Annotated in this window: 22 protein-coding genes; 17 read left to right on the forward strand and 5 right to left on the reverse strand. The window is 50.5% G+C overall.

The genetic code is table 11. The features are described from left to right. Positions 1–18 precede the first annotated feature (18 nt). Genes BMY16_RS10510 through BMY16_RS10540 form a run of 7 tightly spaced genes read left to right on the forward strand, consistent with a single transcriptional unit; the run spans position 19 to position 7,966 of the window. Positions 19–807: a polysaccharide biosynthesis/export family protein gene (locus BMY16_RS10510; protein ID WP_244513031.1), complete on the forward strand. Its 789-nt coding sequence runs from the start codon at positions 19–21 to the stop codon at positions 805–807. A gap of 15 nt (positions 808–822) precedes the next feature. Beyond that, positions 823–2,397, forward strand: a complete 1,575-nt coding sequence (locus tag BMY16_RS10515) for a GumC family protein (protein WP_091842276.1) — start codon at positions 823–825, stop codon at positions 2,395–2,397. An 18-nt stretch (positions 2,398–2,415) separates the two neighbouring features. Continuing rightward, a complete protein-coding gene (locus BMY16_RS10520) occupies positions 2,416–3,579 on the forward strand; it encodes an EpsG family protein (RefSeq protein ID WP_091842278.1) in 1,164 nt (387 codons plus the stop codon). Then, the gene (locus tag BMY16_RS15865) at positions 3,576–5,588 is read left to right on the forward strand and encodes a family 6 glucosyltransferase (protein ID WP_244513032.1); all 2,013 of its coding nucleotides are present in this window, start codon (positions 3,576–3,578) and stop codon (positions 5,586–5,588) included. Before BMY16_RS10520 ends, BMY16_RS15865 begins: the two co-directional genes overlap by 4 nt. Then, positions 5,585–6,460: an alpha-1,2-fucosyltransferase gene (locus BMY16_RS10530; protein ID WP_091842280.1), complete on the forward strand. Its 876-nt coding sequence runs from the start codon at positions 5,585–5,587 to the stop codon at positions 6,458–6,460. The genes BMY16_RS15865 and BMY16_RS10530 overlap by 4 nt, the downstream gene beginning before the upstream one ends. 11 nt (positions 6,461–6,471) lie before the next feature. After that, a complete protein-coding gene (locus BMY16_RS10535; RefSeq protein WP_091842282.1) occupies positions 6,472–7,281 on the forward strand; it encodes a glycosyltransferase family 2 protein in 810 nt (269 codons plus the stop codon). Positions 7,282–7,336: 55 nt separating this feature from the next. Continuing rightward, positions 7,337–7,966 (forward strand): sugar transferase, encoded by a 630-nt coding sequence (locus BMY16_RS10540; protein ID WP_091842284.1) that lies wholly within the window; start codon positions 7,337–7,339, stop codon positions 7,964–7,966. Here the strand turns inward: BMY16_RS10540 and BMY16_RS10545 are convergent. After that, positions 7,963–8,403 (reverse strand): lipocalin-like domain-containing protein, encoded by a 441-nt coding sequence (locus tag BMY16_RS10545; RefSeq protein WP_091842285.1) that lies wholly within the window; start codon positions 8,401–8,403, stop codon positions 7,963–7,965. The genes BMY16_RS10540 and BMY16_RS10545 overlap by 4 nt on opposite strands. A gap of 37 nt (positions 8,404–8,440) precedes the next feature. Beyond that, a complete protein-coding gene (locus BMY16_RS10550) occupies positions 8,441–9,928 on the reverse strand; it encodes a capsule assembly Wzi family protein (protein ID WP_091842287.1) in 1,488 nt (495 codons plus the stop codon). Positions 9,929–10,108: 180 nt separating this feature from the next. Here BMY16_RS10550 and BMY16_RS10555 point away from each other — a divergent pair, with 180 nt between their 5' ends. After that, positions 10,109–11,107, forward strand: a complete 999-nt coding sequence (locus BMY16_RS10555) for a hypothetical protein (protein ID WP_091842289.1) — start codon at positions 10,109–10,111, stop codon at positions 11,105–11,107. Positions 11,108–11,114: 7 nt separating this feature from the next. Here the strand turns inward: BMY16_RS10555 and BMY16_RS10560 are convergent, their stop codons facing one another. Then, the gene (locus BMY16_RS10560) at positions 11,115–11,621 is read right to left on the reverse strand and encodes a histidine phosphatase family protein (protein ID WP_091842290.1); all 507 of its coding nucleotides are present in this window, start codon (positions 11,619–11,621) and stop codon (positions 11,115–11,117) included. 182 nt (positions 11,622–11,803) lie between these two features. Here BMY16_RS10560 and BMY16_RS10565 point away from each other — a divergent pair, with 182 nt between their 5' ends. Next, positions 11,804–12,493: an HdeD family acid-resistance protein gene (locus BMY16_RS10565; RefSeq protein WP_091842292.1), complete on the forward strand. Its 690-nt coding sequence runs from the start codon at positions 11,804–11,806 to the stop codon at positions 12,491–12,493. A 4-nt stretch (positions 12,494–12,497) separates the two neighbouring features. Here the strand turns inward: BMY16_RS10565 and udk are convergent, their stop codons facing one another. Continuing rightward, positions 12,498–13,130, reverse strand: a complete 633-nt coding sequence (gene udk / locus BMY16_RS10570) for a uridine kinase (RefSeq protein WP_091842294.1) — start codon at positions 13,128–13,130, stop codon at positions 12,498–12,500. A 46-nt stretch (positions 13,131–13,176) separates the two neighbouring features. After that, the gene (locus tag BMY16_RS10575; RefSeq protein ID WP_091842295.1) at positions 13,177–14,196 is read right to left on the reverse strand and encodes an endonuclease/exonuclease/phosphatase family protein; all 1,020 of its coding nucleotides are present in this window, start codon (positions 14,194–14,196) and stop codon (positions 13,177–13,179) included. Between the two features lie 181 nt (positions 14,197–14,377). Here BMY16_RS10575 and BMY16_RS10580 point away from each other — a divergent pair, with 181 nt between their 5' ends. The 8 genes from BMY16_RS10580 (at position 14,378) to BMY16_RS10615 (ending at position 23,524) form a co-directional block, all read left to right on the forward strand. Next, positions 14,378–14,632, forward strand: a complete 255-nt coding sequence (locus tag BMY16_RS10580; RefSeq protein WP_013064062.1) for a type B 50S ribosomal protein L31 — start codon at positions 14,378–14,380, stop codon at positions 14,630–14,632. A gap of 171 nt (positions 14,633–14,803) precedes the next feature. After that, positions 14,804–15,352 (forward strand): glutathione peroxidase, encoded by a 549-nt coding sequence (locus tag BMY16_RS10585; protein WP_091842297.1) that lies wholly within the window; start codon positions 14,804–14,806, stop codon positions 15,350–15,352. A gap of 36 nt (positions 15,353–15,388) precedes the next feature. Next, complete coding sequence (gene trxB / locus BMY16_RS10590; RefSeq protein ID WP_170836086.1) at positions 15,389–16,321, forward strand: thioredoxin-disulfide reductase; 933 nt, start codon at positions 15,389–15,391, stop codon at positions 16,319–16,321. A 391-nt stretch (positions 16,322–16,712) separates the two neighbouring features. Next, a complete protein-coding gene (locus tag BMY16_RS10595; RefSeq protein WP_170836087.1) occupies positions 16,713–18,311 on the forward strand; it encodes a response regulator in 1,599 nt (532 codons plus the stop codon). A gap of 102 nt (positions 18,312–18,413) precedes the next feature. Continuing rightward, positions 18,414–19,772 carry a TrpB-like pyridoxal phosphate-dependent enzyme gene (locus BMY16_RS10600; protein WP_091842300.1) on the forward strand — a complete coding sequence of 453 codons (1,359 nt, stop codon included), beginning with the start codon at positions 18,414–18,416 and terminating at the stop codon, positions 19,770–19,772. A gap of 159 nt (positions 19,773–19,931) precedes the next feature. Next, positions 19,932–20,411, forward strand: a complete 480-nt coding sequence (locus BMY16_RS10605) for a DUF6078 family protein (protein ID WP_091842302.1) — start codon at positions 19,932–19,934, stop codon at positions 20,409–20,411. Positions 20,412–20,533: 122 nt separating this feature from the next. Next, the gene (locus BMY16_RS10610; RefSeq protein ID WP_091842303.1) at positions 20,534–22,360 is read left to right on the forward strand and encodes a VapE domain-containing protein; all 1,827 of its coding nucleotides are present in this window, start codon (positions 20,534–20,536) and stop codon (positions 22,358–22,360) included. A 231-nt stretch (positions 22,361–22,591) separates the two neighbouring features. After that, the gene (locus BMY16_RS10615) at positions 22,592–23,524 is read left to right on the forward strand and encodes a YihY/virulence factor BrkB family protein (protein WP_091842305.1); all 933 of its coding nucleotides are present in this window, start codon (positions 22,592–22,594) and stop codon (positions 23,522–23,524) included. Position 23,525: the final 1 nt, after the last annotated feature.

Here is a 23,525-nt window from a genome sequence, read left to right on the forward strand (position 1 = left end):
GATAATTGAAGATTGAAAATGAACTATAAACATATCGTATTGGAAGCGATGGGGGCGATGCTCTTAGCATCGTGTGCCACACCCAAGAACTATAACTATCTGCAAGACCTGCACGATGGTCAGCAGATTACCACACCCACAGATGGAACCATCCGATTGCAGACCAACGACCAGGTGACCATACTCGTCAGGAGCAAGGACCCGGAGATGGGCAACTTGTTCAACAAGGGTATCATCACCAACGTGAAGGCTGGTCTGGCCGATCAGAGTCTCTACACGATGGGGTACATCGTGGGGCCTGACGGTTGTATCGACATGCCCGCAGCTGGAAAAATCAAGGTGGCCGGGCTGACGCGCTTCGAGGCTCAGGAGGCCATCCAGAACAAGCTGAGGGGCGAATCACTGTTGAAGGATGCCAACGTGACGGTGGAGACGATGAACCTGACCTACACCGTGATGGGTGAGGTAAACAATCCCGGAAACTTCAAGATTGACAAGGACGCCATGACGCTCTTCGAGGCCCTGGGCAGAGCTGGCGACATCAACGTTTATGGTAAGCGCGACTCAGTGATCGTGATCCGTCAGAAGGGTCCTGAGAAAAAGGTCTATAGCCTCTGTATGAACTCGGGCAAGGACATCTTTGCCTCGGAGGCCTACTATATTCAGCAGAACGATGTGATCTATGTAAAGGCCAACGGCACGAGGGCACGCCAGTCGAACGTGCCTGGCAATGAAAGTCGCACGCTGTCGTTCTGGCTGTCGTTGGCATCAGTACTCACCGCCCTTGGAGTATTGATTTTTAAATAAAAGGAGACAAGATATATGATGGAAAAGAGTCTTATCAAAACCTGCATAGAGCATTGGCGCTGGTTTGTGGCATCGGTGGCCACCACACTGGTGATCGGCATCCTGTTTTTGTTGGTATATGCCCCACGCTATGAACGCACAGCCACGATTCTGATCAAGGACGAGACAGGTGGAAGCGGACTGCTCTCATCGATTGCAGCCAACATGGGCATGCTGTCCGGACTGGGCATGGGTATGCTGAACATCTCATCAAACGTGAGCAACGAAATGGAAATTATCGGCTCTCCCGCCATGGTGATGAGGGTGGTGGACAGGCTGGCACTAGATGTGAGATATGAGACGTATGACTTTCTGATGAAGCGCGAGCTTTGGGAGGAGACACTGCCTGTAAAAGCCACTTTCCCACAGCTGAATGAGAAAGACGGCGGTTATATGAAGATGGACCTCAGGAAAGACGGCACGTTTACACTGTATAAATTCCGCAAGAACAAGGATAAGCTTGACGGTGAGGTCAGCGGTAAGGTGGGTGAGGTTTGTCAGACACCACTCGGCAAAGTGTCGGTGATCAAGACCAAATACTTCGACCGTTGTTTTAATGACGCCAACGAGCAGACCATCCGCATCACCAAAGAGCGAAAATACGATCAGGTGGAGCGCTGTCAGAAACAACTGGTGATTGACCTGGCCGACGACCAGACAAGCATCATCAGCCTGACCTACGAAGACCAAAACAGCGACAGAGCCGAAGCCATCCTGAATACCCTGATTGCGGTGTATGAGGAAGAGTGGCAGAAGGACAAGGTGAGCGATGCTGCCATCTCGACGAATTTCATCAATGAGCGCATCCAGGGCATCGAACAGGAACTGAGCGGACTCGACACGAACATTGCCCAGTTCAGAGGCAAGAACTTGTTGCCCGACTACGAAGAGGCGGCAAAGATGTATATGAAGAACGTATCGCTGACCTATGAGGCACAGGTAAAGGTGAGCAACCACCTCTATATGCTCGAGCAGATGCGCGATGAGGTGAAGAAGATTGATGGCAAGAACATCGTACTGCCAGCCAACTTATTGCCCGACAACCCCAACGTGGCGCTGGAGATTTCGGAGTATAATAAATTGCAGACCAAACGCAACGCGATGGCAGAGAACAGTAACGAAGAGAACCCTCTGGTCAAAGACCTCGATGTGAGACTGAAGGGCATGCGTGAAGCCATCATCAACTCACTGGATCAGGGTGTGGCTCAGCTGAAGGCTCAGCAGAAGGGTGTGAACATCGAAGACCAGAAACTGAAGGGTGAGATTTCGATGACACCAGATAAGATCACGAAGATTCTGCCTGCCGAGCGCAAGCAGAAAATCATAGAGGCCCTCTACATCTACCTGCTGGAGAAGCGCGAGGAGAATAATATCACCCAGGTGTTCAACTCAAAGAACATCCGACTGGTATCGCCGCCACTGGGCAAGTTGAAGCCTGTATTCCCCAAGAAGGGCATCACCATTCTGCTCTCGTTGTTGTTTGGCATGATCATCCCGATGCTGGTGATCTATACCCGTCGGAACGTGAAGACCATCTTGGCTGAGGAGTAACAACAGAAGGGGCGAAGCATGGCGATTATTTTCCTATATTTCGCACTGTTCTTAGGGGTGCATCTCCTGACGAGACAATTCGTGAAGCGAGGTGCAGCCCGATTGTTTCAGCTTGTGGCATGCTTCCTGTTGCTATTCGGTTTCTTCGGCTTCAGGAACATCACCGTGCTGAACGATACGCCCCACTACTATGGTGCCTACTACCAACTGACACATCTGAAGAATTATGTGGAGTCATCAATCTTCACCTATCGCATCTTGTTGAGTTTCGAGTACGGCTATCAGGTGCTGCAGCATACACTCATCAAATACGTGTCGAAGGAGCCATTTACCATTATCATCTTCTCGTCGCTGATGATCACCTGGGGTAACGTGAAGTTCATCTCGCGCCAGACACGGCATATTGCCTTGGCCCTGCTGATGATACTGCTGTCGGGGGTGTTGTTCGATCAGTACTGCCTCATCCGTCAGTCATTTGCACTGATGTTCTTCTATGCCGCCTATCCGTATCTGAAGCAGGATCGCTGGAAGCCTTATGTGGCATTAATCATCTGTGCGGCATTCTTCCATCTATCGGCACTGGTGCTGCTCATCCTGCCTATTGTGCAGCATATCCCTATCTCGAAACGTAATGTGGCCATCGTATTAGGCATAGCCGTACTGATTTCCATTACGGTGTATGAGCTCTTCAACCTGCTGGGGCTGGGCGACACAAAGTATTTCCTGATGAACATCAAGCGAAATACGTTTCCGATTGGTGCCGTGCTCGACGGCACATTGATGCTTACCCTGCTGATGACTTGTCTGTGGCTCTACAGGAAAATGGGGATGACCAGCTATGATAAGACCACCTTCTGGATAGGTATCTGCGGCCTCTGCGTGTGTATCATCACCCCATCGTTCCTTTCATTTTTCCGACTGAACATCTTTGTATGGCCCATCATCTACATAACCTTTTTCAGGTTTGTGGATGCCGATGACCAGATGACGGACTATGGGGCGCAGAACCAATGTCAGGCACTGAGACGACAGATGATGATGATGGTAATGGGGCTGTTGGCAGTGAGAATGGCGATGATCCTGATGTTCAGAAACGAGTGGTATCATTTGGTGCCCTACTCCTTTTATGATTTCAGCGACAGGTTTCACGGGTTTAATATGTATTGGGAAAATAACGTATGAAGAAGATTGCCATCCTATATATCTGCACAGGGCGCTATGCCCAGTTCTTCAACGGCTTCTATGAGTCGGCTGAACAGTATCTGTTGCAGGGTGTGGAGAAGCACTACTTCGTGTTTACCGATCAGGAGCAGCTGACAAAGGCTGCAAACGTGGAATTGCTGATCAGACCCTGTAAGGGATTCCCTGAGGACTCGTTGTTTAGGTTCGACCGTTTCTTAGAGATCAAAGAACAGCTGAAAGACTACGACTACACCTTCTTCTTCAACGCCAATATGCGCTTTGTGGCACCGGTGGGAGAAGAGCTGTTGGAGGCGCCGCTGACGGCGGTGCTACACCCCGGCTATTACGACAAACCCGAATGGCGCTACCCCTATGAGCGCAACCAGCAGTCGAAGGCCTATATCCCTGCCCATGAGACGGACTACCATTACTATATGGGCAGTCTGAACGGCGGAAGAACGGAAGACTATCTGGCGCTGGCCGAGACTTGTAGTCAGCATATACATGAAGACTGGGAGAAAGGTATCGTAGCTTGTTACCACGACGAGTCCCACCTGAACCATTATCTGCGACAGCATCCCTGCAAGGCGTTGTCACCAGCCTATGCCTATATCGAAGGGGAGGACATGCCCTTTGAGCCGAAAATTATACTGATTGATAAGACGAAGCTCGACCCCTATTTCGACAAAGGACGCGACCACTCGTTGTGGGGACGGATGAAAAAGGGCATCGGCATCGTGGCAAGTGCCACCTTGTGGAGCATGACAGAACGTGTAGCGAAGATGGGAATACAGATACTCTGTACTTTCATCATTGCCCAGTTTGTGGCACCATCAGAGTTCGGACTGGTGAGTATGATGAGCATCTTCCTCGCTTTCTCTACCATCCTCATCGACAGCGGCTTCTCGCAAGCCCTCATCCACGAGCAGAACGTAACCCGCCAGGACGAGAGTTCCATCTTCTGGTTTAACATTGTGCTGGGACTGCTCATCTATGGCTGTTTCTGGCTGGCAGCCCCGCTGATAGCCGATTTCTATAACGAATCCCAGCTGACGGTGCTGATACGTGTGGCATTCCTTGCCCTCATCTTCCAGTCGCTCATCGTAGTCCAGCAGGGGCTGTTGTTCAAGAGTGTCAACTTCAAGGCGGTGTCTAAGATTTCATTCTGGGCAGTACTGCTCTCAGGAGTGGCTGGTATCGCCGTAAGCTACGTGAGACGTGATGTGTGGGGACTGATTGTACAGAATCTCTCATTTGCCATCCTGCAGACAATATTCTTCTGGATCTACAGCCGTTGGCGTCCAACACTGATGTTCTCTACCAAATGCGTCAGGAAATACCTGCGGTTCTCAATGAATCTATTAGGCAGCAACATGCTGGCAGCTATCACCGACAACTTGGCCAACCTCTTTGTGGGTAAGGCCTACAATGCCACCATCTTGGGACACTACACGATGGCCAACAAGATACCCTACCTCACCTCGGGCACCGTCAGCTACAGCATCAAGCGTGTAAGCTACTCCATCATGTCCACCTTCCAGAACGACAACGAGCAATTGGCCATCTACAGCCAACGGGTGGTGGGTACAGCCTTCTGGATACTGGCCCCCATCATGATACTGATGTTCGTTCTGGCTGAGCCTTTCATCGCGTGGCTCTTCCCTGAAGAGTGGGCACCCGCCGCCGTTTATCTGCGTTTCTTCTGCGTCATCGGCTTCGTTTACTGCTTCTCAGATATCAATCAAGACATTCTTTTGGTGAAAGGTCGTACGGACCTATTACTGCGCCTCGATATCATCCGGCGCACCATCCTCGTCATATTATTGGTCATCGGCGTCCAGTTCAGCATCGAGACGCTACTCTGGTTGCTCGTGGCCTACAACATACTCAACGGCTTGGCCGTAAGTTGGCTAGCAGGTCGGCTTATCGGCTGTGGTCTGGGCCGGCAACTCAGCATCGTGGCAGGAACGCCACTTTATTATCTAACTAATTTAAGAAAGATACGATGAAGATTGTAAGACTCTCCGGAGGACTGGGAAACCAGATGTTCCAGTTTGCACTCTATACTGCCCTGCGCAAGCGATTCCCAGAAGAACCGCTACGCATCGACCTGCATGGATTCAGAGGTTACAGGAAACATCGGGGGTTCGAACTGCCAAAGGTGTTCCGTGTGGGCTATGAGGCAGCAACCCTGAGCGAGGTGGCCAGCATAGCCTACCCCTACCCTAACTATCAGACGTGGCGATGGCTGAGCCGGGTGCTACCTCCGAGGAAGACCATGCTTCAGGAGAAGCCCGACTTCACGCTAGAGCCCGATGCCCTGACCCGTGAGGGTGATGTCTACTATGATGGCTATTGGCAACATGAGGAGTATTTCTGTGATATCAGAAAGGACATCCTGGCCCTCTACCGATTCCCCGACTTCGATGATGTACAAAGTCAGGAGGCAGCTCAGTTGGCCATAAATAGCAACAGCTGTGCCATCCATATCCGAAGAGGCGACTACCTCAAGGATCCCCTACGTAAGGGCACCACCACACTCGAGTATCCCCTGAAGGCCATCCGCTGGATGAAAGAGGAACGGAAGCCTGACTGCTGGTTCGTGTTCTCCGATGATATTCCCCTTACCCGCGAATGTCTGAAGGCCGTATTGCCTGAGAGTCAGACCTACTACGTGAATTGGAACCAAGGTGAGCGCAGCATCCATGACATGCACCTGATGTCGCTCTGCCAGAACCACATCATCGCCAACTCATCGTTCTCGTGGTGGGGCGCATGGCTCAGTCAGCTCAACAACAAGACAGTCGTGGCCCCTGCGGTTTGGATGAATCGCGACAACGTGTGCTCACCCGTCCCCCAGAAGTGGGTAAAAATAAAATAGAAATAAAAGACATGTTCTCTGTCCTCATAGCCGTCTATGCCAAGGAGCTGCCCCAGAACTTGCAGCAAAGCCTTGAGAGCATCTTCCGTCAGGAACTGATGCCCAATGAGGTGGTGCTCGTTGAGGACGGTCCTTTGACGGCTGCATTGGAGCAGGTAGTAACAGAAACAGCCGACAAGCATCAGGAACTACACATCGTCAGACTACCGGAGAACATAGGCTTAGGTCTGGCCTTGCAGGAAGGTCTGCAACACTGCCGATACGACATTGTAGCCAGGATGGACTCCGATGACATCGCCCATCCTCAGCGTTTCAGTAAGGAGATGGCGTGGCTGGAGGCCCATCCTGAGACAGACATTGTAGGCTCGTGGGTGGATGAGTTTTCTGGCGATCCCTCACAGGTGATCTCCACCCGAAGGCTGCCTGAGACGCATGAGGAGATTCTCAGGTTCAGCCGTTACCGCAACCCTATGAACCATCCCACGGTGATGATGCGCAAAGAGGCCGTTCTAAGGGCTGGCAACTATCAGCACTGTCCGCTCTTCGAGGACTATGACCTCTGGGTACGGATGTTGCGCCGGGGAGCGAGGTTCCATAACCTGCAGGAGTCGTTGCTCAGCTTCCGGCTGACGTCACAACTCTTCAGTCGTCGTGGTGGCAGTCACTATATCCGTCAGGAGATCAGGTTCCAGCGCCACTTGCGGGCTTTGGGTCATATCAGCTATTGGCAGATGAGCCTCAACGTTGTGTTGCGCACGCTGCTCAGGCTATTGCCAAAGGGCTGCCGGCGATATGGTTATTTATTTTTCCTCAGAAGATAATAATTCGCAGGAAACTGCGTTATATAATAAATGAAGTAGAACTAAAAGGTACTGAATGGAGCAAAACTACGCGTATATTTATGATGGTATGAACGCTTTTGAGAAGGAGGTCAAGCGATGGCTCGATTTCCTCTTGGCCACAGTGTGTCTTATCATCTTCTCCCCTCTTTTCGTAATCTGTTATTTCACCGTGAAACGCGGCAAAGACGGGCCTGTCATCTTCAAGCAGGAGCGTATCGGACGCTTCGGCCGACCGTTTTATATCTACAAGTTCCGAAGCATGACCATCGATGCAGAGGCCAACGGGCCCCAGCTGAGTAATAGTCAGAAGGGAGACAAACGGCTGACCAAAGCCGGACAGTTCCTTAGGGCACACCATCTCGATGAACTGCCCCAGCTTTGGAACATCTTCGTGGGCGACATGGCATTCATTGGGCCACGCCCTGAACGGAAGTTCTACATCGATCAGATCATGAAGCATGATCCCCGCTACACCTATCTCTACCAGATACGTCCAGGTATCACTTCCATGGCCACACTCTATAACGGCTATACCGACACGATGGACAAGATGCTGAAACGCTTGGAGATGGACCTTGACTATCTAGAGCACCGCTCATGGTGGCTCGATGCCAAGATTCTGGGTCTGACATTCCTGAAGATCGTGTTCGGCAAAAAAATTTAATATTTGCGGAACTTCAGCAGGAAACGCTCACTCTCGAGAATCATCTCACTGCTGGTCAGCTCCACAACCTTGAACTTCTCCTGTGACTGTCCTACACCATAGGGCACGAGATAGGAGATGGCATCATCAATTAGTATATCGCCCTTGTCACGATCCACCAGATAAAAATGGCTGACGCTTAGCGTACCACCCTGATGTTCAAAGTTACCGAGAATGTCCTGATGCACCTTCTTCACATCACGTAGTTCAAGCAGTTTTCCCTGAAATGCCCATGTGATACCCGAATCGCGCATGTCGACAGCACCGCATTTGGCATATTGATCCGTTTTGCTCGTCATCTGCCAAAAGCCGTCAAGATGGCCATTATCCGAACTCTCCATATCGCAGGCTGTCAGCAGCAGCCCTATACCTATTATATATATAAAGAATCGCTTCATTTGTCAATTCCTATTTTCAATCTTCAATTTTCAATCTTCAATTCTTAAATAATCCAGTTTTTATGACTGAGAGTTGAAAACCATAGTTATCGCCACGCAGTTTGCCTGCGTCCATAGCAAAAGCCCCCTTCAGGCTCCAGCTGCTAGAGAGGCCATAACCAGCCTCAGCCAACAAGCTCACACCCTCCATGGGGTTAGTGGGAAGATAGTAATACGAGCCGTAGCTCTTCTGCCAAGTGGCAAGTACTCGATAATGCAGACGGGGAAGCGGTGTGCCGCTCAGTCCCAGATGCCAGGCCACGAAGCGGTTGTGCTTCACCTCGATGGTGTTGTCTTCGTTATAAAGCGGCGAGACGTAAAGAGGATTGCCCATCACCTGTCCCCAATGCTGCCAACCGGAATAGAGGTGGTGGTTGTAGTAATTATCGCGACCGCTTATCTGCAGGCGAATGTTGTTAGTCTCGTCGTGATACACAGGGCCCGCCTGATACTTCGTGTAAAGATACTCCACCACGATATTCTCTAGCCAGGGATTATTTTTCAGTTTCAACTCGGCTCCTAACATCCAGTCCTTGAAGTCGTAACGGAACTTCTTGTCACCACTCTTATTAAAATGGAACAGCATAGAATGGTCCTCAAAGAACTGATCGGCATAGATACCAAGCTGCCAGGCTGGCTGATCGATATTCAGTCGTGCCACCCATGAGCCCAATTGATTGCCTTCGGTATTCTCGAAATCGCCGTCGGTGGCATCAGAGCCACCAGGAACAAGGGCATTGAAGAATGCCTTGGCGTTCTGACTGTTCTTATACACCTTCTCCACACCATTCTCCCAGACATGCGACTCACCACCAAACTGACTGGCCATCTCCAGACCTACCTCGAAGGTGATGTTCTTAGGGCCAATCTTCAGATAACCCGCTTTGCTGTGATAATAGGAGTTACCCGTATAACGCGACTGGGGAGCCACGAAGTCATCCTGCCAGTGGCCATCGGTCGTCCGGCCATAGGCGACATGGCCCTTCAGGGCGAGCCAGTTGTGAAGCCCGGGAATTGCCCAATAGTCAGGCAATGAGAGCCTCACCTGTGGCACAGGACGGGCATTAATGCCTAAAGTCTGGGAACCAGTACTCAACTCTTGGTTTTTCAACTCCATAGGCTGCTCCTTGGCACCTACGGTAAGTACACCCTTCAACCAACGAGCCTCCATAAAAGCCTGCTGCACGACGAAGGTTCTCGTGAAGCCTGCTGCCACAGCCACATCGACACCATAACCAATGCCCCAGCGCCGACCATCGTCAACACGTAGCTGACGTTCCACCGCTCCACGCACATAGCCATTGGCAGTCTTCAGCGAACTCAGTCCATACCTGTTGGCATTCAGCCACAAAGGTGAGTGATCCCCACCACCAGCTGTAGCCTGCACCTCTGCCCGATACTGCAGACTGTCAAAGAGCGACCGTTCCTGTCCTAAAGCAACAGTCACCCCGCTAATCCATAATAAAAGGAATAATAAATGTCTCATATTTGGTGGCAAAGGTAAGCATAATCGGGCAAAAGACAAAACAAAACACTAATAAAATACCTTTATAGGGTTTTTCCCCTCGGCGTTTAGGGGATTTCCTTTGCATTGATGCGAAAAAAATCGCAATTTTGCAGCGTGAATCAGAATTTTATATGTCTCACCTTTTAATAAGATACGATTATGAAGAAGTTGTTTTTCGCACTGACAATGATGCTGACCACCACGATGGGAGCAAGTGCCATGAGCTACGAGCAGGCCCGCAACGAGGCCCTGTTCCTCACCGACAAGATGGCTTACGAGCTGAACTTGACGGATGCACAGTATGAGGCAGCCTACGAGATCAACCTTGACTACCTGATGGGCGTGACAGGACGCAGCGACGTATTCGGCACCTATTGGGAGCGTCGTAATCTAGATCTCAGCTATATACTCTTCGACTGGCAGTGGAACGCCTTTGTGGCAGCCACCTATTTCTACCGCCCGCTTTACTGGGAGGCTGGTTACTGGCACTTCGGCATCTATCGCCGTTACCCACACCGTGACTATTTCTACTTCGGGCGTCCGCATTTCTACGCCACCTACCGCGGTGGACATGCCTGGCACACTCATGGCAGACATGGTTACTATTACGGGCATCGCGACCACTATCGTCCTAGCAACAGGGCTCACTACGGCATGCACGACCGATGGAACCGCGGAGAATTCCGCTCACCGTCGCACCATAGCTCTACTCGCATAACCGGCCGTTCTGACCATCGTCCTAACAACCGCACTGGCTTTAACAACCGTCAGATGGAGCGCCGTCATGACAGCTACCGCGACACAGAGCGCCGTTATGACAACAACCGCAGCATAGAGCGCCGTCAAGACAACAACCGCGGCATAGAGCGTCGTCCGGAGAGCCGTTCGAATAGTGGAAATTTTGGAGGATATCGCGGGAACTCTGCACCCTCACGCAGCAGCTCTACACCCTCACGCAGCATTGGAGGCTCTAACTTCGGAGGCAGCTCACACGGAACACGTTCCGGTGGCGGATTCCATGGCGGAGGATCATCCAGCATGGGAACACGCTCCGGTGGCGGTCACTCTGGCGGAAGTCACTCTGGTGGCGGTCACTCTGGCGGAAGTCACTCTGGTGGCGGTCACTCTGGCGGAAGTCACTTCGGAGGCCGCAGATAGTTGAGAGTTACAACTCAAGGATGCGCACTTCGGCATTGGTCATCCTCTGAATTTCGCTCATTGATTTACCATAATATACAGCCTGAACGGCTTTGTTGATGATGCCATGGCCTACGGCCAGCACCTTCTTTCCCGGGAATGTCTCCTTGACATAAGCGATGAATTCGCCAGCCCTGGAAAGAAGGTTTTCCAATGTTTCGATGTCATCGGGCCATACCTCACCCTTCAGTTCCGGTATATAACGTCCGGTAAAACTGCCCCAGTCGCGCTCACGCAACAGAGGCGTAGTAAGCACTTCCAACTGGTGGGGTTCGGCAATTATCTTAGCAGTATCGATGGAGCGTTTAAGGTCGCTGGCAATGATGGCATCCAACGGTTTGGAAGCCCACTCACGGCTCACTTCCTCCGCCTGACGGATACCGTTCTCGTTAAGTTCTCCCTGCGTCTGTCCCTGCATAATCTGACGGGCATTGTCCACCGTCTCTCCATGCCGCACTAAATAAAGAGTTGTCATTATCTTTTAAAATTTGCTGCAAAATTACATAAATATTTGCTGATTCCATCTATATTTTTTATATTTAACCTTCGGTTGAAGATACTCACGCTCGACAATAAAAACAAAAAAATGTTTTTTTGTTTTGTATTGTACTCACTTATTCGTATCTTTGCAGCGTAAAACTTAGAAATTGATAAATTATGAAGTTATTCCAGAGTTCGATTTTCCGCGCCATCTGTGCCATTGCCATAGGTATTTTGTTGATTAAGTATCCGGATAATACGGTAACATGGATTACGGTGGCTATCGGAATTCTGTTCCTTTTGTCGGGTTTGATTTCCCTGATTGTCTATGTGAATGCCCGTAAGCATGTGTCGGAGTATAAGATTACCGATGCCGAGGGGCGAGTGGTGGCTGGTGAGCAGCCTACCTTTCCTATCGTGGGCGTGGGCAGCCTTATCCTCGGTGCCCTGTTGGCACTGACGCCCAACGTATTTATCACGGCGCTGATGTATATCATCGGTGGCATCCTGATCTTAGGTGCCATCAATCAGTATATGAATCTGGTAAACGGGCGGAGATATGGCAAGATAGGCTTCGGCTACTGGGTGTTCCCATCGCTTATCTTGCTCACGGGCCTATATGTCATCATCAAACCGATGACACCTGTCAATGTGGCGATGCTGATCTTAGGCTGGTGCTCGCTGCTCTATGGGGTGACCGAATTGGTGAACTCCATTAAGTTCCACTCCAACAGACGTAAACTGCGTCAGGCCCAAGAAATTCCTGTAGCCGAGGAAGTTGTGGAAGAGACGATTGAAGCCGTTCCAATAGAAGAGGTGACAGAAGAGACCACCTCTACAGAAAACCTTCCGAAAGTCGAGGAATAGCAGTCTACCCCTTCATGCCCTGTTTGACTTCTTCAGAAAATCCCTGGATATAGGTTCTGAGGATGTCAATACCTCGTTTGTTTTCACGACCCCAAGGAATAATGAGGTCTGCAAATTTCTTGGTGGGTTCGATAAACTGCTCGTGCATGGGTTTCACATCGTTCTCGTAGTGATCGAGCACCATATCAACCGTACGACCACGCTCCACCACGTCACGACGAATGTTACGGATGAGTCGCACGTCACTGTCGGTATCCACAAAAATCTTCAGGTCCATCATGTCGCGCAGCTTCTTATAGTGTAGCGTCATGATGCCTTCAAGGATAATCACGGGCTTGGGCTCTACGTGAACGGTCTCAGGCAGACGGTTGGAGATGACATACGAATATGTGGGCTGTTCGATGGCTTCACCATTCTTCAACTTCTTGATCTGCTCGGTAAGCAGTTTCCAGTCAAATGCGTCAGGATGGTCGAAGTTGATCTGCTTACGCTCCTCATCAGTGAGCTCGGTCGTATCATTATAATACGAGTCGAGGGGAACAACAGCCACACAATGAGGTGGCAACGCCTTGGCAATTCGTTTGACGACGGTGGTCTTGCCAGAACCCGATCCGCCCGCGATTCCAATAATGATCATATCCTTTCTTACCTTTTTACTTTCTTACCTTTTTACTTTTTTACCTTTATCTCAAGTACACTACTGTTGGCAGGTGGTCGCTGAAGCCATTGAGCCACTGACCACCGGCCGTGGTGCGCAACGGACTACCCCAATAAGGACCAGGCCCCTGGATCATATAGTCACGGCGGAACACCTGATGCCCCGCATACTTCAATCCTTTCTCACCAAGCAAAGAGGCCGAGAGGATAATCTGGTCAAAGAGGTTCCTGGCACCTTCATACATCAGTGTACCATTACCTGTTGCCAGCTCGTTCCACCAGGGATTCCAGAGGTCGTCCTTCCCCACTTCACTCACCTCACGCTTGGCACCTAAGCAGACGGCCATCGAGGCATCTTGGGGATCGTCGTTCATGTCACCCATAATAAACAGTTTCACGGCCGGATCATCTTTCAACAGGGAGTCTTTGACAACCCGCAATTGTTGTCCGCCATCCTCACGGGCGATAGAGGGCGCCCCACGGGAGGGCAGATGGTTGACGACGATAGTCACATGCTCGTCAGCCAGCGTACCACTGACAATCAGGAAACCACGGGTAGCGCGGCCTGCGTCTTCTGGCCTTGTATATATATAAGGTACGAGTTTGACATTTCTGACACTGAAAAGTGAGGGGTTATAGAGCAGGCCGCAGTCAATGCCACGCTGATCAGGGCCCTCGATATGCACGAACTGGATGCCACGAGCCTTCAGAGGAGGCTCGTTACAGAGGTCGGTAAGACACTTCGCGTTCTCCACCTCAGCCACACCGATGGCTGCACAACCCACATCGGGCAGTTCATCGGTACCCATCTCAGAGAGCACACGCGCCAGGTTGACGAGCTTATGGGCATATTTGTCGGCAGTCCAATGGTAAGAACCCTCGGGCAGGAACTCATAGTCGTTCTTCCCCGCATCGTGACAGGTATCAAACAGGTTCTCAAGATTGTAGAAGCCTATCGCATAGGCCACCTGCTTTTTCGGTGTCTTCGCGATGGCAAAGACGGGAAGGAACAGCAGGAACAACATTCCTAATCTGATTTTACGCATAGCAGTCATATTTATGCTTGCAAAAATAGCATAAAAATCTGAGTCGACCAAGAAAAAAGCACAAAAATCGTCACTTAAAAGAAAAATAAGGGCAGAAAGTTTGCAAATTCAAAAAAAAGTTCGTACCTTTGCGCCCGCTTTATGCGCAAACAGTATTTATAACATTAATATTAAATTCAAAATGAAAAAAGGTATTCATCCAGAAAACTATCGCCCCGTCGTGTTCAAGGACATGTCCAACGGCGATATGTTCCTTACGAAGTCTACTGCAAAGACAAATGACACTGTAGAATTCGAAGGCGAAACTTACCCGGTGGTAAAAGTCGAAATCTCCAGCACCTCTCACCCGTTCTACACTGGTAAGAGCAAGCTCGTTGACACCGCAGGTCGTGTCGATAAGTTCATGAGCCGCTACGGTAAGGCTGCGAAGAAGTAAGATAAAACCGCAAAATCATAAAGGCACGTTCTTGGTAGTTGCATATGCCCGGAACGTGTCTTTTTTCGTTGAATAGTGAAAAGAAGTGAAAAGTGAATCGCGATGACTTACTTTTCACTTCTTTTTTGTATCTTTGTAGCCGAGAACTTTACTTATCTATAATTAATAGAAATGAAAACAGTTTATGACTTCACTGTCAAGGACAGAAAAGGCAAGGACGTATCCCTGAAGGAATACGCCAACGAGGTGTTGCTGATTGTCAATACAGCAACCAAGTGTGGATTCACCCCACAATACGACGAGCTGGAGAAACTCTATGAGAAGTATCACAGCCAGGGCTTCGAGATTCTCGACTTCCCCTGCAACCAGTTCGGACAGCAGGCTCCCGGCACTGACGAGAGCATCCATGAGTTCTGTAAGTTGAACTTCGGCACAGAGTTCCCCCGTTTCAAGAAGATCAAGGTAAACGGTGATGACGCCGATCCCCTCTACAAGTTCCTGCAGGAGCAGAAAGGTTTTGCTGGTTGGGATATGAGCCATAAGATTGCCCCCATCCTCGACGATATGCTCTCTAAGGCAGATCCCGACTACAAGCAGAAACCCGACATCAAGTGGAACTTCACCAAGTTCCTTATCAACAAGAAGGGTCAGGTGGTGGCCCGCTTCGAGCCTACGGAGAACATCGACAATATCGCAACACAGATTGAAGAACTTCTTTAATTGAAGATTGAGCATTGAAAATTGAAGATTTCTATCATGGAAAAAACTAAATGTTTGATTATAGGCAGCGGACCCGCAGGGTATACCGCTGCCATTTACGCTTCACGCGCCAACCTCAGTCCTATTGAGTATAGCGGCATGCAACCCGGCGGTCAGCTGACGCAGACCACGGAGGTAGAGAACTTCCCCGGTTATCCGCAGGGTGTGGACGGCAACCAGATGATGATGGACCTTTACGAACAGGCCCAGCGCTTTGGAACCGATATCCGCATGGGCACTATCGTCAAGGTAGACTTCTCAAAGGCCCCCTACGTCTGCACTGCCGACGACGGGACGGAGATTGAGGCCGACACCGTGATAATCGCCACAGGAGCCTCTGCCAAGTACCTGGGACTCGACGACGAACGCAAGTACAACGGTCAGGGTGTCTCGGCCTGTGCCACCTGCGATGGCTTCTTCTATCGTAAGAAGACGGTAGCCGTCGTAGGAGGTGGAGATACGGCCTGTGAGGATGCCCTCTATCTGAGCGGCCTCGCCAAAAAGGTGTATCTCATTGTGCGCAAGCCCTTCCTCCGTGCCTCTCAGGTGATGCAGCAGCGTGTGAAGGCCGCAGAGAACATCGAGATCCTCTTCGAGCACAACACCATCGGTCTCTATGGCGAGAATGGCGTAGAAGGCGCCCATCTGGTCAAACGTAAGGGTGAACCTGACGAGGAACTTGTGGATATCGCCATCGACGGCTTCTTCCTTGCCATTGGCCATAAGCCCAACACAGACATCTTCAAAGAGTGGCTCGATATGGATGAGGTGGGCTACCTGAAGAAAATCGACGGTACACCCAAGACCAAGATTCCCGGCGTGTTTGTGGCAGGCGACTGTGCCGACCCCGTCTATCGTCAGGCAATCTCTGCTGCAGGCTCTGGCTGTCAGGCGGCCATTGAGGCTGAAAGATATCTGCTCAATCGCTAAGGTTTTATATAAAATGAGAAAAGGCTCGTTATCACAACGAGCCTTTTCCATACTTAAAAAACTAAATTAATCAACCATAAACCTTAACCATTAAAATCTTTTTCTGGTGCAAAGATACAATAAGAATTTGGAATTGATGTTTAATCTGCGTTTTATTATGTTTAAAATGCGTGAATTAACGCATTTTCGACTAAAATTCACGCAAAATCAACATTTTTAATGCGAAAAAGGCAATTTTTTCCGAAAAAAGATGGCCATTTCACAAAAATTATCTATTTTTGCACATGAATCATCAACCGTAAAGATGGACAATAGCATACTATTTAGCCTTCTGATAGCGACCGTAGTGGTCATTTCAGTACTCGTAGGAAGACATTTGTACCTACGAAATATGCGTGTGCGACGTAGTCTGCAGATGAGTGCCATCTTCACCAACATCACCCATGAGTTGCTGACTCCCCTCACCGTGATCTCTGCCTCCGTCGACAAACTGCGCGAGGAAGAACCGGAATACGGACACGACTACGACATGATGCAACTCAACATCCAACGTATGGTACGGCTGTTGCAACAGATTCTGGAGACCAGCAAGTCGGAGGCTGGAGAACTGAAGTTGCTCGTAGCCCAGGGCGACGTTATGAAATATGTACACGAGACAGCTATCTGCATAGAGCCCCTACTCACCAGAAAACAAATGAAATTCACCGTCAGTTGTCAGCCTGAGAGTATGATGGGATGGATTGATACCGATAAACTCGACAAAATCATCTACAACCTCCTTTCGAATGCAGCCAAATACGCCAAAGAAGGTGGAGAAGTCGCCCTCAGGGCCAAGACGAATGCCACCTACGACAAAATCCTGATAGAGATTAGCGATACAGGCGAAGGCATCTCACCAGAGACGATGAAGCAGCTCTTCAAGCGTTTCCAAGACGGTAAGTATCGTCAGCACCACACTATTGGCACCGGATTGGGGTTGTCGCTCACGCGCGACCTTGTTTATTTACACCATGGTAACATCAAGTGCAAGAGCGAAGTCGGCGTCGGTACCACTTTCAGCGTTACCCTGCCCATCAACAAGGAAGCCTTTAGCCCTGATGAGATCTTCGAGCGGCCATCTACTGAGTTCACGCTCCCCAAGCACGTCATTCAGGACATCCACGCCATTACCCCCGACGTCAATGCTGAGGGAGAGTACGACCAAGTCGACGATGATAGCACCAGTAAGATACTGATTGTTGAGGACAACCTGGAGTTGCTCATGCTCATGCAGCAGCTGTTGAAGTCGTATTACCGTGTCTATATTGCCCAAAATGGCGTAGAAGCCATGAAGATTATCAAAAAGAAAGCCATCGACCTGATTATCTCTGACGTGATGATGCCCGAGATGGACGGCTACGAGCTGACGCGGACCTTAAAGGGCGACCCCAACTACGACCACCTGCCCATCATCCTGCTGACCGCCAAGACACAGGAGGAAGACGAGCAGGAAGCCCTTGAAGCCGGTGCCGACGAGTTCCTCACAAAACCCTTCCGTCTGAAGGACCTTAAATTGCGCATCGACAATATCATCGAAAACCGCAAGCGCCTGCTGGCAGAAACCATTCAGAGGTCCGACGAGGAAGGCGTTGATGCAGCCAAGAGCGCCTCACCAGAGGAGATTTTCCTCGAACGTGTGCAGGCACTTGTGATGAGCCATCTGGATGACGATTTGTACGACCGCAATCAACTTGCTGCCGACCTGGGCACCAGTGCCTCGACCCTCTACAACAAGTTACGCACCATCACTGGCATGAACGTCTCGACCTATATACGAGATGTCCGGCTGAAGGAGGCCTACAAAATGGCAGTGCAGAATCCCAAGATCCGTGTCAGCGACCTCGCCTATAGCGTTGGCTTCCACGATCCGCGCTATTTTGCCACCTGTTTCAGGAAGCAGTTTGGCATACAACCCAAGGAATTCCTTGACAGTTTGCTGTCAAAATCATAAAAATAACATCATTTTTGTGATTTTCCTAATTCTACATTCTTATTTATAAATAATAATGTGTATCTTTGCACGCGGAATTCCTAAATTCTAAACTTAATTATTATGTCTAAACAGAAAAAATTCATCCTCCAAGAGAGTGAGATTCCAACACAGTGGTACAACATTCAGGCTGACATGCCCAACAAGCCCATGCCTCCCATCCATCCTGCTACGAAGCAGCCTCTGGGAGTCGACGACCTCGCACACATCTTTCCCCGTGAGTGCTGTGTACAGGAGTTGGACACTGAGCATCGCTGGATAGACATCCCTGAGGATGTACTCGAGAAGTATAAATACTATCGTTCTACCCCATTGGTACGTGCCTATGCCCTCGAAGAGGCCTTGGGTACCCCTGCCCACATCTATTTCAAGAACGAGAGTACCAACCCGCTGGGTTCACATAAGATCAACTCTGCCCTGCCCCAGTGCTACTATGCCAAGCAGGAAGGCACCACCAACGTCACCACTGAGACGGGTGCTGGCCAGTGGGGTGCCGCTCTGAGCTATGCTGCCAAGATCTACGGCCTCGACTGTGCCGTCTATCAGGTGAAGATCACCATGCAGCAGAAGCCCTACCGTTCCAGCATCATGCGCACCTTCGGTGCCGTGGTCACAGGTTCCCCCTCGATGTCTACCCGTGCCGGTAAGGACATCCTGACCAAGGATCCTACCCACTCTGGTTCTCTGGGAACGGCCATCTCTGAGGCTGTAGAGCTCGCCACGACCACACCTAATTGTAAATATACGCTGGGCTCCGTGCTCAACCACGTAGGTCTGCACCAGACCATCATCGGTTTGGAGGCAGAGAAGCAGATGGCGATGGCAGGCGAATATCCCGACATCGTGATTGGCTGCTTCGGCGGTGGCAGTAACTTCGGTGGTATCTCGTTCCCCTTCATGCGCCACAACCTGCTTGACGGTAAGACCACAGAGTTCATCGCTGCTGAGCCCGACAGTTGTCCGAAGCTCACTCGCGGCCAATTCCGTTATGACTTCGGCGACGAGGCTGGCTACACCCCACTGCTGCCGATGTACACCCTGGGCCACAACTTCAAGCCCAGCAACATCCACGCTGGCGGTCTGCGCTACCACGGTGCTGGCATGATTATCTCCCAGCTCATCAAGGACGGTCTGATGCATGGTGTCGACATTCCACAGCTCGAGACCTTCGAGGCTGGTATGCTCTTCGCCCGCACAGAGGGTATCATCCCTGCTCCTGAGAGCACCCACGCCATTGCAGCCACCATTCGCGAGGCCAAGAAATGCAAGGAGACTGGCGAGGAGAAGGTCATACTCTTCAACCTCTCCGGTCATGGTCTGATCGACATGCCGTCATACGAGTCCTACATCAAGGGCGACCTCCAGAACTACACCGTCACCGACGAGATGATCGCCGCCAACCTCGCAGAACTCGACAAGTAAATCCTCCCTCTTTGCTGCCACTCTGCCACCAGCCGCTGTAAGCTATTGATTAATAGAAGATTGCGGGTGGTAGCAGAAGGGTGGCAGGTGGCAGCAATGACATGTTGTACCTTTGTAGGCCGAGAAACAACCATAAAATAATAGGTAAAAAATAATAATATGAAAAAAACAACAGACATCAATTCACTCAACGACGATTTCGACTATTCTGCAGTGCCCGGCTGGTACACACTCTGCTTCAATGCAGACTGTCCGCTCCATGGGAACTGCATGAGATTCTTGGCTGGCAGTCATGCTCCAGAAACTTTGGAAACCTGTCGTTGCGTACTGCCTCACACTCAGAAGGACGGTCATTGCCGTTGGTTTGACAAGATTGAGGTGATGACCATGGCAGCTGGCTTCACCCATCTTTACGACAACGTGCTGAAGAAGGACTACACCCCAATGCGCAAAAGCCTCACTGCCTTACTGATTGGACCCAAGCAGTATTACCAGTTTAAGCGTGGAGAGCGGGGCCTCAACCCTGGACAGCAAGAGATGATCCGACGGATTGTCAGGGGTTTCGGCTACGACTGGGACGTACCTTTCGACCGTTACTATGAAGCATACTCCTTCGGCAATCCTCCCACAGACCAATAAAGGATAGTGTTTTCTATCATTTTCTTACTAAGAAAACGATATTTTCTCATTGGGAAAACTGCGCTTTCTCACTGAAAAAAGGTTGGCTTCTAATACGTATAACACTTTAAAAGACTATTCAAATGAAAATTACACTCGTACTAAGAGACAAGAAAAACGCGCTGCGACTCTCGAACAAGACTATCGAGAGTTTCATAGAGCGCATTAAGACCGATACCAAAGACGGCACGGTGGCCCGTCGGCGTAGGCAGTTCTGCATGACCGACAATCTGGAAAGCTATGACCGTCAGAATCCTTCACACCTCATTTACCCTTCGGCCGAGTATGTAAAAGACGGCAACGAAAACCTCTGCATGAAGAGCTTCAACGGTGTGGTGACTCTTACAGTAGACGGTTTGGGAAGTCCGGCAGAAACAGATGCCGTGAAGCAGGCTGCGCAGATACTGCACTATACCCTTGCCGCTTTCGTCGGACCTACTGGTAGCGAAGTCATCATCCTCGTCAGGGTAGCAGCGCCAGATAGCGAATCACTCACTGAGGAAGAGGCGGATGCATACTGTCGGGCAGGCTACCATCTGGCATCGGCCCTTTATCAGGCCATTCTGCCCAAGCCCATCACCAAGGAAACTGCTTCTGTACGCAGCTGCTTCCACATGCCCCTCGATGCTCACCCCTACTATAACGCCAAGGCCCTCGCCCTGCCTGTCAGCGAGAAGCCCCTGCCTGTCATGGAGCCTCAGCCTCAGGTGGTGATAGAAACGCCTCCCGACAACGAAGAAGCAACGGGGGCTGATATCAGCCTCGAAACCAGAAAGCTAATAGATTTCCTGAACACCCGTTACCAGTTTCGCTATAATACCACAATGGGCTACACGGAGTACAAGGACAACAGTTACAACTATATGGACTGGCAGCCCGTAGACGACCGTGTATTGAAGGGGCTGACCATGAAAGTGCGACTTGGTGGCATCGATGCCCGCGACAATGATGTGCGTCGCTATGTACATTCAGACATGATACGGCCCTACGATCCCATTGGCGACTACCTCTGGGAACAGTATGACAAGTGGGACGGCAAGGACCATATCCGTAGGCTCGCCAGGACGGTGCCTACGAAGAATCCGCATTGGGAAGACTGGTTCTACACGTGGTTTCTGGGGATGGTGCGCCAGTGGCAGGTGTCCTGTCATGCCAAGTACGGCAATCAGGCCGTGCCCCTGCTTATCTCCACACAGGGTTGGAACAAGACCACCTTCTGCGAGCAGCTGTTGCCGCCGGAACTGAGCTGGGGCTATACGGGCAACCTGCAGATGGGTGATAAGCGGCAGGTGCTACAGCAGATGGCTCAGATGCTGCTCATCAACCTCGATGAGTTCAACCAGATCCCGTCTCACACTCAGCAGGGATTTTTGAAGAACATCATCACCCTTTCGTCAGTCAAGATCAAGCGACCGTATGGGCGCCATGTGGAAGACTTTCCTCGCAGGGCCTCGTTCATCGCCACCACCAATCAGGCCGATGTATTGGCCGATCCTTCCGGCAGTCGCCGATTCCTGAGCGTGGAACTCACTGGTCCCATCGACATCAGTACACCTCCCAACTATGAGCAGCTCTATGCACAGGCCATGCAGGCCCTTCATCAGCACGATCATTACTACTTCGGCCCTGAGGAAACCCTGCAGATTATGGAGTGGAACCGAAAGTTCAGGGTGAAAAGTGCAGCCGATCATTTCTTCTTCGACTATTTCGAGCCAGCAGTCAACGAGACGGATGGTGAATGGATAAGTGCTTCAGCCATCTTCGAGTTTCTGAAGGCCAAGGTAGGCGTCAGTCTGCTGAAGCCAGTCAACGTTGCTTCTTTCGGACGCATGCTTTCCGGTATCTCCGGACTGAAAAAGCGTGAGACAAAGCATCATACAGAGTACCTTGTACGTCGTCTAAAGCTCTGATCTGCCATTTTACTGCCACCTGCCACCCTACTGCCGCCACCTACCATCACCTGTCATTCAAGAACTTACGACAAGTGGTGGCAGAGTGGCAGCAAATAACGCAAAACTCTTCTAACGGACAGAGCTGCACATGCTCAATTATCACATTTTAGATTATCATATTTATGATTATCATATTTTCGATAAAAATCTTGTAAGAAGAAAAAAATATCCTTACCTTTGCAACCGATAATGAAGAAGTATCTGAAACAGGTTTTCCGTATAATGTACCTCTCCGTCCGGTTCTTTACGGCGAAGCGGGTGATGGCAGAGGCTTCGGCGCTGACTTATTCTACGCTGTTAGCCATCGTGCCGATACTCGCCGTGGTGTTCGCCATCGCCAGAGGATTCGGATACAATAAATTCATAGAGATATGGTTCCGGGAGGCGTTGTCGTCACAGCCCCAGGCTGCTGAGGCGATCATCGGCTTCGTAAACGGCTATCTGGTACATACGAAGAGCGGCGTCTTCCTCGGCGTGGGCCTGATATTCATGCTCTACACCGTGCTGATGCTAATGAACAATGTGGAGGAGACCTTCAACCAAATCTGGCAGGTGAACAACTCGAGGCCCATATTCAGGTCGTTCACCAACTATCTGGCCATGTTCCTGCTGTTCCCTCTTCTGCTGATTGTGCTGACGGGTGTCTCCGTCTTTATGGAGACCATCGCAAATTCCATTCCCAACTTGCTGTTATTGGGGTCGGCGATGCGCATGCTGCTCGACCTGTCATCGTATATTCTGATATCCCTGATGTTCTTTGCGCTCTATGTCTATATGCCGAACACGAAGGTGCGCCCCTCATGCGCCATCATACCCAGTATCCTAGCAGGCGTTTCCATGCAACTATTGCAGTTGGTTTACATCCATTCGCAGATCTGGGTGACGGGCTATAACGCCATCTACGGTTCGTTTGCCGCCCTGCCGCTGTTCATGCTCTGGGTGCAGATATCGTGGACCATCTGTCTGTTTGGTGCCCAGCTCACCTACACGAACCAGAACCTGAACCGTTTTGGCATCAATCTCGAGCCAGAGCCTAACTGGCACCCGATGGTAGACATGACAGACGACGAGCGAGGACCTGAGGCGACGGAACTCTATTCCGACCGTCTGGACTCACTATAAT

Origin of the sequence: Prevotella sp. ne3005 (assembly GCF_900110085.1) — a bacterium.
GTDB lineage: Bacteria > Bacteroidota > Bacteroidia > Bacteroidales > Bacteroidaceae > Prevotella.